Source organism: Siccirubricoccus soli, assembly GCF_024178315.1.
Lineage (GTDB): Bacteria > Pseudomonadota > Alphaproteobacteria > Acetobacterales > Acetobacteraceae > Siccirubricoccus > Siccirubricoccus soli.
Genome location: NZ_JAMZIK010000257.1, coordinates 1 through 6137, shown reverse-complemented (window position 1 = coordinate 6137; position 6137 = coordinate 1). Strand labels below are relative to the sequence as shown.

General features: G+C 73.4%; 4 protein-coding genes. 2 read left to right on the top strand and 2 right to left on the bottom strand.

Going from position 1 to position 6137, the window contains the following annotated elements; genetic code table 11:
* Together NJ376_RS27870 and NJ376_RS27865 are read left to right on the top strand one after the other, a co-directional pair.
* Positions 1-1580 (top strand): hypothetical protein (locus NJ376_RS27870; RefSeq protein WP_252956621.1); only part of this gene is annotated, 1580 nt, incomplete at its 5' end.
* Positions 1573-2832, top strand: coding sequence for a glycosyltransferase (locus tag NJ376_RS27865; protein WP_252956620.1), 1260 nt, complete (start codon positions 1573-1575; stop codon positions 2830-2832). The genes NJ376_RS27870 and NJ376_RS27865, both read left to right, overlap by 8 nt.
* A 132-nt stretch (positions 2833-2964) precedes the next feature.
* On the opposite strand, the gene NJ376_RS27860 is transcribed toward NJ376_RS27865, so the two are convergent.
* Entirely contained in the window at positions 2965-4344 is a 1380-nt protein-coding gene (locus NJ376_RS27860) for a glycosyltransferase (protein ID WP_252956619.1), read from the bottom strand.
* Between the two features lie 22 nt (positions 4345-4366).
* A partial coding sequence (locus NJ376_RS27855) for a glycosyltransferase family 2 protein (RefSeq protein WP_252956618.1) occupies positions 4367-6137 on the bottom strand: 1771 nt, incomplete at its 5' end.

The window sequence follows — 6137 nt, the reverse complement described above, 5'->3', positions numbered from 1 at the left end:
GTGCCCTGGCCGCCGCCCGCGCCGCCGCCGCCGCCCTGCCAGAACCCGCACGCGGCGAGGAGGCCGGCTATATCGAGGCCTTCGGCGGCTTGCCGGGCGGCCCGCTCTGGCTCTTCGGCTGGATGCGGCCGGCAGCCGGCCCCCTCTTCCCCTGCCGCATCGGGACGGCGGGCGTGCTGCTTCCCGCCGGCATGGCCATCGCCTGGATGTCCCGGCCCGACCTGCCGGAGGGGGCCGTCGCCTTCGCCGCGGCGCTCGACACCGCCTGGCGGCCGGACGGCGACCGCCCGCAGCCCCGGCTGCGCTTCGGCGCCGAGGGCAAGGCGGAGCTCCGCAGCCTCGCCACCACCCAATGGCTGGACCCCGCCGCCTGCGCCCAGCGCCTTGTCGCAGCCAGCGGCGGGCTGCAGGGCCCGCTGCTGCGGCCGCTGCTTCGCCTCTCCGCCGCCACCAACCCCTGGGCGCCGGATGCGCCGGACGCCGCCGCGCTGGGGCTGAAGGCGCAGGTGGACCGGCTGCTGGTGGTGCCGGGCTTCGGCGCCCTCGCCATGGGCTGGAGCCTGAGCCAGGCCGAGCCGCTCCAGCCTCATCTGCTCCGCCTGGGGGAGGAGGTGCTGCCGCTGCTGCCGCAAAGCCTCTCCCGCCTGCCGCGCCCGGACCTGCTGGACGCCGCAGGCGGCGCCCAGGCGGTGACCCAGGCCGCCGGCTTCGTCGCCGTCTTCCGCGGCCAGGCGGACCCGCACGCCCTGCAGGAAGCCAGCCTGCGCTTCGCCACCCCCGGCGGCACCGGCCTCGGCCAGCGCATCGCCCCCACGCAACTCCGTGTCATCGGCCATTCGGCCGCGCCCGAGGAGCTGATGAACATCTATCCTGGGCTCGAGCACGAGCCGTTCTTTCCGGAACTCGCCCGGGCCCTGGGCGCCGCCGGCGCCGCCGCTGCCCTCCGGGCGGAGCCGCTCACCCCCCTGCCCAGGGCGCCGGAGGCGCTGATCCTCGCCCTCGGGCCGGACCGCGCCGATGCCGCGCTGCTGCTCTCGGAGCTCGGCCTGCTGGCGGCGCGGCGGCCAGACCTGCCGGCGCTGGTGCTGCTGCTCGGCACCGGCGCGGCGCGTGCGATCGCCCTGGCCGGGCTCGGCGAGATCGGCGCCCCGGCCGCGGTCTTCGCCCTGCCCGATGCGGCCCAGGCGCCGCATGCCCTGCCCGGCATCCTCGGCGCCCTCGGCACGGACCGCTTCGCCCTGGTCGGACCCGGCATCTTCCCCAGCGAGGCCGGCTGGGATGCGCTGCTGGACGCGCTGGCGACCCATTCGCCCCTGCCCCTCGCCCTGCCGCTGCGCGGCCAGCCCGCCCGGCGAGAGGGCGAGGGACTCGGCGCCTTCGCCTGGCGCCAAGCGGAGTTCCTCGCCTGGCTGCGGGAGCAGCCCGCGCCGCTCGGCGGCATGCAGAGCGGCGCGCTGCGGCTGCCGGCCGAGCGGCAGCCGGTGCCGGCCGGCGCCACCGCCCTGCCCGGCCGCCGCCGCCTGCCCAGCCGCCTGACCCTGGCGGTGGACCGCGTCCTGGCCAGCGGCGGCGATGGCTGAGGCCGCCGGCCCGCGCCTCGCGGTCGTTACCCATGCCCACCCCTCGATCTCTCGCGGCGGGTCGGAGATCGCGGCCTATACCCTCTATCGTGGCCTCCTCGCCCTCGGCCTGCCCGCCATCCATGTGACGGTGACGCCGGAGGAGAACGAGGCACGGCTGGAGCTGGCAACGCCCGGGGAGCATGTGCTGCTGGTCCCGGCCGGGCGGCAGGATGCCTTCTACAATGCCGGCACGCCGGGCCTGGCGATGGATCTGGCCGCGCTGCTCCGGCGGGAGGGGGTGGGGCGGATCAGCTTCCACCACTACCTGCATCTCGGCCTGGCCGGGCTGCGCCTGGCGGCGGCCTTGCCCGGCGTCACCAGCCTGCTGACCCTGCACGAATACGCCGCCATCTGCCTGCGGGACGGCCAGATGGTCACGCGGCCGCAGCACGCACTCTGCTACGGCGCCTCGCCCTCCGCCTGCGCCACCTGCTTCCCGGAGCACGACCTCAGCCAATTCGCCCTGCGGCGCGACCGGTTCCTCAACGCCTTCGCCGGTCTTGGCGGCTTCGTCGCACCCAGCCGCTTCCTCGCCGCGCGCTATGCGGAATGGGGGCTGGATCCACGCCGCATCACCGTCATCGAGAACGGCCTGCCCCGCCTCGCCGCGCCGCTGCCGCCGCGCCACCGCGGCCAGGGGCGCTGGGTCTTCGGCTATTTCGGCCAGCTCAACCCCTACAAGGGGATCGACACGCTGCTGGCGGCGGCGGAGCTGATCGCGGCGCGGCGCGAACTCGCCGCCCGTCTCGCCATCCGCCTGCACGGCACCATCATCGGCCAGCCCGAGGGCTTCCGCGAGGCGCTGGAGGCGGCGGCGCGGCGCCACCCCTTCCTCTCCTTCGCCGGCCCCTACCCGAACGAGGCGGTGCGGCCGCTGATGGGCGAATGCGACTACGTGCTGGTGCCGAGCCGCTGGTGGGAGAATTCCCCGGTGGTGATCCAGGAGGCCTTCGCCGCCGGCCGCCCGGTCATCTGCTCCGATATCGGCGGCATGGCGGAGAAGGTGGAGGACGGCGTCAGCGGCCTGCATGCCCGGGTCGGCGATCCGGCCGAGCTGGTGGCGGCGATGGAGCGCGCCATGGACCCCGACCTGGCGGCGCGGCTCTCGGCCGGGCTGCCCCGGCCCTGCGACGGGGAAGAGATGGCGCGGCGCTACCTGGCCGCCTTCGCCGCGCTGTCGCAGCCCGCCCGACTCGCCCTGGCGAGCTGACGGGCGGCGCCATCGGGCGCGGCCGGAGCGGAGCGAGAGCCGATGGCGCGGCCCGAAGGGAGGGCCCGGGACGACGACGCCCGGCGCAGCGCAGGAGCGCGGCCCCGGTCGGCAGGGCTGTCCCCCTTGCCCCTACCCCTTGTCCGCCGCCGCCGGCGCCGTCCCCGCCAGCACCTCGTCATAGACCCGACGCACCGCGGCCGCCGTCTCGGTCATGGTCGGCGGCGTGGCGATGGTCTTCTGGATGGCCAGCAGCCGGTGCGGCTCGGCCGCCAGGGTCTTCAGCAGATTGGCCAGGGACCAGGCGCTGCGGGCCTGGAAATGGTAGCCGTCCAGCCCGTCCCGCACCTTCTCCGCCATGCCGCCGATATCGGAGCAGATGACCGGCCGCTTGTTCAGCAGCGCCTCCTGGATCACCAGCGGCGAGTTCTCCCACCAGACGGAGGGGACGAGCACCGCATGGCATTGCTGCATCAGCTCGTCCACGCGGCTGTTCTCATAGGGGCCGCGGTAGTTGAAATTCTCCGAGGCCTTGGCGAGGCGCTTCTCGAAATCCAGGCGGAAGGGCTCCGGCTGGCCGGAATAGTCGCCATTCACGTCGATCCGCACCCGGTCGATCCCCGCCTTGTCCAGCAGCGCCGCGGCCTCGATCAGCACGTTGATGCCCTTCAGGGCGGAGATCTGGCCGAAGAAGCCGAAGATCAGCCCGTCCTCCACCGGCGGGTAGGGCAGTTGCCGCGCATGCTCCGGCCGTTCCGGCATGCCGTTCTCGATGACCGTGATCCGCTCCGGCGCGATGCCCCATTCGACATAGCGCTTCGCCAGGAAGTGGCTGGGCGAGATGAAGCGGTCCACCAGCCGGAAGAACCGCTTCATGAACAGCTCGCGCAGGAAGAAATCCGGCTCCGGCTTCTCCGGGAAGCAGCGGTGGCAGTCGCGCGGGCTGGCCTTCTCGCAGAGCGCGAAGCTCGGCCGCTTCACCATCTGGCCGAAATGGTTGCAGATGGCCAGATACTCGTGCAGCGTCAGCACGATCTTCGCCTGCGGCACGGCGCGGCGGATGTGCAGCAGCGCCTCCACCCCGAAATTCGTATAGTGGTGCAGATGCACCACGTCGGGCTGGATGTTCGCCAGCAGCTCGAGGAATTCCGGCGGGAATTCCGGGTCGCCATTGGCGTGGATGCCATGGTCGAAGCCATGGCCGACATAGACCCATTCATTCGGCCCGAAGGGCTGGGTCAGCCGCACACCGAGCCGCTCGCCGATGCGCCCCGGCGCGGCGGCGAGGAAGAAGGCCTCCACATTCGGGTCGGCCTGCAGCTTGGTGTAGAGCTGGAAGGCCGCGATCTCGGCGCCGCCGCGGGAGACCCGCGGGTCCATGTGCGACATGGTGAGGACGCGCAGCTTCTTCGCCGGCGTCACCACGGCGGGCGCGCCGGGGGCTGCCTCGGTGGCGGCGGGCTTCGCTGCGGGCCGCGTGGCGGCGCGGCGACGGGTGGTGGTCTGGCTCATGCCTTGGCTCTCGCGCGGCTCGTCAGGACAGGCGAAGGACGGCGCCGCCGGAGGGCGGTGCCGCATCGGGGAAGCGGTCGCCCCAGCGGCGGGCGAAGGTCCAGGCATTCACCAGGGTCAGGTTGTGGCGCCAATTGTTGCCCGGCGCGCCCTGGGACTGGCGCTCGAGGTGCCAGAGCACGGCGTCGTCATCCACCGCGCAATGGTAGCCCAGGTCGCGGATGCGGAAGCAGAGATCCGTGTCCTCGAAATCGCCCACCACGTAATCCTGGTCGAAGCCGCCGAGCTGCTGGGCGAGGTCGCGGCGCAGCACCATGCAGGCGCCGGTCACTGCCTCCTCCCGGTGCAGGCCGCGGCTCGGCCCGCGCATGCGGCCCTTGCCCGGATGCAGGGCGAAGGGGAAATTGCCGAGCTGCGGCAGCCGGGCGAATTCGATGCCCGAATGCTGCACCGTGCCGTCCTCGAACAGCAGCAGCGCGCCGGCGACGCCGAGCGCCGGGTCCTCCTCCAGCCGGCCGGTCAGCCGGTCCAGCCAGGTGCCGTCCTGCGGCATGACGTCGGAGTTGAGGAAGCAGATGTACTTGCCGCGGGCGATGGCCAAGCCGGCATTGTTGGCCGGCGCATAGCCGAGATTCTGCGGCAGCAGCAGGAGGCGGAGCGGGATGCCAAAGCGCCGGTAGACGGAGCGGGCGAGGTTCATCAGCTCCGCCTTCTTCGGCGGGTCGTCCAGCACATAGATCAGCTCGTCCGCCGGCAGTCCCCATTCGGAGAACAGGGCGCACTGGTACATCAGGTAGTCGATGCGGCCGTAGAGCGGGATGATAAGGGAGCAGCGCGGCTCGGCCGGCGGGTCGCCCACCACCACCTCGACGCCGGCCGGGGCGGCGGCGAGGCGGGCGCGGTTCAGCGCGACGACCGGCGGCCCGAGCACCTTGTCGCAGAGCGCGACCACCTCGTCCGGCGCCAGCTCCAGCCCGTTCAGCAGGCGGCGGATGGCGGGCACGCCGCCTTCGCCGGCCGGCGGCAGCGGGCGGAAGGCGATGCTGCCGTCCTGCAGCTCGATCTCGAGATGCGCCTCGCGCAGATCCGCCGTCTCCGTGGCGATGTAGGCGACATAGCCGGGGCGTTCGGAGAGCTGCCCGTATTTCGGCGCGAAGGCCTCGCGGATGTCGTGCCGCTCGGTCGCGATCCAGGCCTCGGAGAGCGGTGCGGAGAGCCGACCGCGGTTGCGCAGCCGGATGCTCTTCACCGCGCGGCCGGGGTCGAGGAACCAACCGATCAGCACCAGCCCCGCCCCCGGCGCGACCAGCAGCGAGTCGACCTCGAGATGCAGCGGCACGGGGAGGCGGGAGATGGTCTCCACCCCCTCGTAGATCGGGCGCGAGAGCACCCGGGTGAGCGCGCCCTGGCTGACGCCGGCACTGGGCGCCGCGGCGAGCAGGCTGCGGACCATGCCGAGCAGCTCGATCGGCTCCGGCTGCCGGGCGCCAACCGAGCGCACCAGCCGGTGCTGCCGTTCCACGCCGAAGACGAGGTTGCCGAAGCTGCCGGCCTCGGGCGGCGGCAGCCCGGGGAGGAAGGCGATGAAGCCCTCCCCCAGCCCTTCCACATCCGGCCGCGGGTAGCGGCCGAGCACCGCCTCGCCCTCCACCGCCTCGCCCTCGAAGAGGGCCGTGGCGAAGCAGGTCTCGAGCGCGCCCAGCGTGCCGAGCCGGGCCCAGCCGCCGAACATCCAGCCGCCGAGGGCGGGGACGGGGCCGCAGAAATCCACATAGCCCTGGGGTTCGGCGCTC